At 67.8% G+C, this 2,916-nt stretch carries 2 protein-coding genes and 1 tRNA gene; 2 read left to right on the top strand and 1 reads right to left on the bottom strand.

What is annotated here, in order from left to right; translation table 11 throughout:
• On the top strand, positions 1–1,514 hold a 1,514-nt coding region (locus tag AB1824_13420), incomplete at its 5' end, for a type IV secretory system conjugative DNA transfer family protein (protein ID MEW5765960.1).
• A 62-nt stretch (positions 1,515–1,576) separates the two neighbouring features.
• Complete coding sequence (locus AB1824_13415; protein MEW5765959.1) at positions 1,577–2,725, top strand: site-specific integrase; 1,149 nt, start codon at positions 1,577–1,579, stop codon at positions 2,723–2,725.
• On the opposite strand, the gene AB1824_13410 is transcribed toward AB1824_13415, so the two are convergent.
• Positions 2,704–2,780: transfer RNA gene (locus AB1824_13410), tRNA-Asn, on the bottom strand. The genes AB1824_13415 and AB1824_13410 overlap by 22 nt on opposite strands.
• Positions 2,781–2,916: the final 136 nt, after the last annotated feature.

Below are 2,916 nucleotides of genomic sequence, written 5' to 3'. Positions count from 1 at the left end.
CCTACTGGCGCGTGACCTCCCTGGCGGGAACGACGGCCCTGGCCTTCGTGGCGGGACTCCTGCGGGTGGCCGGCCCGAGCATGAGCGCGCGGGATATCCTCCGGCAGCCCCACGCCTACGACCTCATGGACCTCTCCGGCGCCGCCACCCTGGAGGAACTGAAACGGACCGGACTCTTGATCCGGTCCGACTCCTGGCCCTCGCCCGACGCCAAGACGCTGGAAGGGCGCCTCGCCATCGGCCGTCTGTACGACGACGGACGCCCGACGGCCTTCTTCGTGGCTCCCGAAATCGCGAAGCTCCAGCAGACCCTCGTGGTGGCCCCCACGGGCTCGGGCAAGACGACCTCCCTCGCCGTCCCTTGGAGCCGGGAGCTGCCGAGGAAGGGCCAGTCGGTCTTCGTCCTCGATTTCAAGGGAGACATGGCGGGGCAGATCCGGCATCCCGCCGCCAGGCCGGGGGACCCCCCCGTCTGGGTCTTCGACCCGCTGGGCGAGGAGTCGGTCCGCTGGAACCCCATGCGCGAGCCCGTACCCGGCAGCGCGGACTTCGCCGAGAGCCAGGACGCCATCGCCGAGGCGATCTTCGGGGAGGTCAACGGCGGAGCCTACCAGTACTTCGACCTCCTGGACCTGCGCATCCTCAAGGCTGGAGTCCGGGCCGTGGGAAATCTGGAAGCCCCCAGCCTCAAGGCCCTCCATGACCTCTTCCTTTCGGAGCAGCACCTGGAGGAGGCCCTGGACCGGATCAAGGACGGCCCCGACCCGGAGGCCTTCGCGCGCATCCAGGCCGACCTGGGGGCGACGACGGACAGCCGGAAGTACTCCTTCACCGAGCGCATCCAGGGGGTGCGGAACAAGCTCGACGCCTTCGCCCACCCCGCCATCGGGCGGGTGACGGGCACCGACGCCGACTTCCGCCTCGCGAGGCTCCTGGAGCGGCCCTCCTGCCTCGTCTTTACCGCCCCCATGCGGATGGGCCTCGCCGGGGAGACCCTCGCCGCCATGGCGGTGCGCCTGATCCAACACCAGCTCCACCGGCGCTACGGCCACCGGGGAGGGAGGCTTTTCCTCATCCTGGACGAGTTCAGCAAGCTGACCATGGACCACAAGCAGACCGAGCGCTTCATCAGCGTCTCGCGCTCAGCCGGCGCCGTCTCGGTCATCGTCCTCCAGGACATGGACCAGCTCCACCACACCACCCGGGCGAGCATCTGGGGGAACTGCCAGGACCGCTACATCCTGCGGGGCGCCGGCGCGAGCACGGCCAAGTGGCTCTCCGAGAGCCTCGGCGAGCGCAGGGTCTGGACCCGGAGCGTCTCGGCCACCTCCTCCCGCGGCCAGCGGCACCAGTCCCAGGGAGGCGGCCTCAGCGCCCAGGAGAACTTCGTCCCCGTCCTGAGGCCCCGCGAAATCGCCCTCACCGGAGGCCTGGAGCGCGGCGCGTGGCTCCAACTGTCCCGCTACAGCCCCAAGCCCATCCTCGTGGACCTCACGAGACCTGTCCCGGTCTAGCAATTGCCCCGCACTTGTGGTTAACGTGGGCTGACCGGTTCCCATCGCGAAAGGAGGTAACGGTGGAGCAGCGCAAGGAGCGCGGACTCAAACAGCTTCCCGACGGACGGTGGCAGTGGAGCTATCAGGATCCCAACGGGAAGTACCGAAGGCACATCACCCGCACCAAGGGAGAGGCGCGCGCGTATCTCGAGAAGGTGCGGACCATGATGCGCGAATGCCGGTATCTGGACCGGCGGAAGGAGGTGAAGACCACCTTCAACGAGGCCGTGGAGAGGTTCCTGGCCTGGGGAAGCGCCAACCTCAGACCGTCCACCAGCAAGTCCGACCATCGCATCGCCAAATTGTGGCTCGCCAGCCCCCTCCTGGGCGGAAGACGCCTCGACAAGATCACGGCGGGCGACGTCGAACGCTATCGCCAAGCCAGGCTCAGGGACAGGTCCCGCCACGGGGACCGCGAGCAGAAGCACCTCGTGAGCAAGCGCGAAGTGGACCTGGAGATCAGCCGGCTGAAGCGGCTCTTCAATCTGGCTCTGGACTGGGGGCTCTGCGAGAGCAACCCGGTAGCCAGAGTGCGCCTCTTCAACGAAGAGGTGAAACGCACGCGCTACCTGACCCACGAAGAGGAGGAACGACTGCTGGACGTGGCGGGGCCGTACTTGAGGCGCGTCATCCTCTTCGCGCTCCACACCGGGATGCGCAGGGCGGAGATCCTCGGGCTGCGGTGGCAGGACGTGGACTTCCGGAGCGCCGTCGCCAAGATCCCCGCAACCCGCGCCAAGGGCCGCCGCGACCGGTTTGTCCCGCTGAACGCGGTCGCCCTCTCGATCCTCCGCGAGACCCCGCAGCCGCTGGACGGACAGGCGCTCGTCTTCGGAAACGCGAAGGGCAGGCCTCAGGAGAATCTCGAGCGCCTGTGGCGGCTGGCTCTCAAGGTCTCGGAGGTCGAGAACTTCCGGTTCCACGACCTCAGGCACACCTATGCGAGCCGCTTGGTCATGGGCGGCGTGGACCTTCCGGTGCTTCGCGAGCTTCTAGGACACCAGGACTTCGCCATGACCCTTCGTTACGCCCACCTTTCTCAGTCCCGCCTCAAGGAAGCCGTCACCCTCCTGGAGCCGAAGTTGCAAAATACTTGCAATCAACACGAAGGCCGCCTCTCGGCGGCCTCGCAAGTAGTTGATTTTGTTGGCTCCCGGGGAGGGATTTGAACCCCCGACCTAGTGATTAACAGTCACCCGCTCTGACCAGCTGAGCTACCCGGGAGCAGGGCTCCAGCATGGTAGCGGATGCGGGGGCCGGGGTCAAGGGGCCCGACGCGCCGCCCTCACCGGGGCCCTACGGGCTTTTGCGCTTCCCGGCCTCCTCGCCCTCTTCGGCGGCGGCCCGCTCGGCGCGGTGG

The organism is Acidobacteriota bacterium (assembly GCA_040752915.1).
Classification (GTDB): Bacteria; Acidobacteriota; UBA4820; order UBA4820; family DSQY01; genus JBFLVU01.
This window is presented reverse-complemented; position numbering and strand designations above follow the sequence as displayed.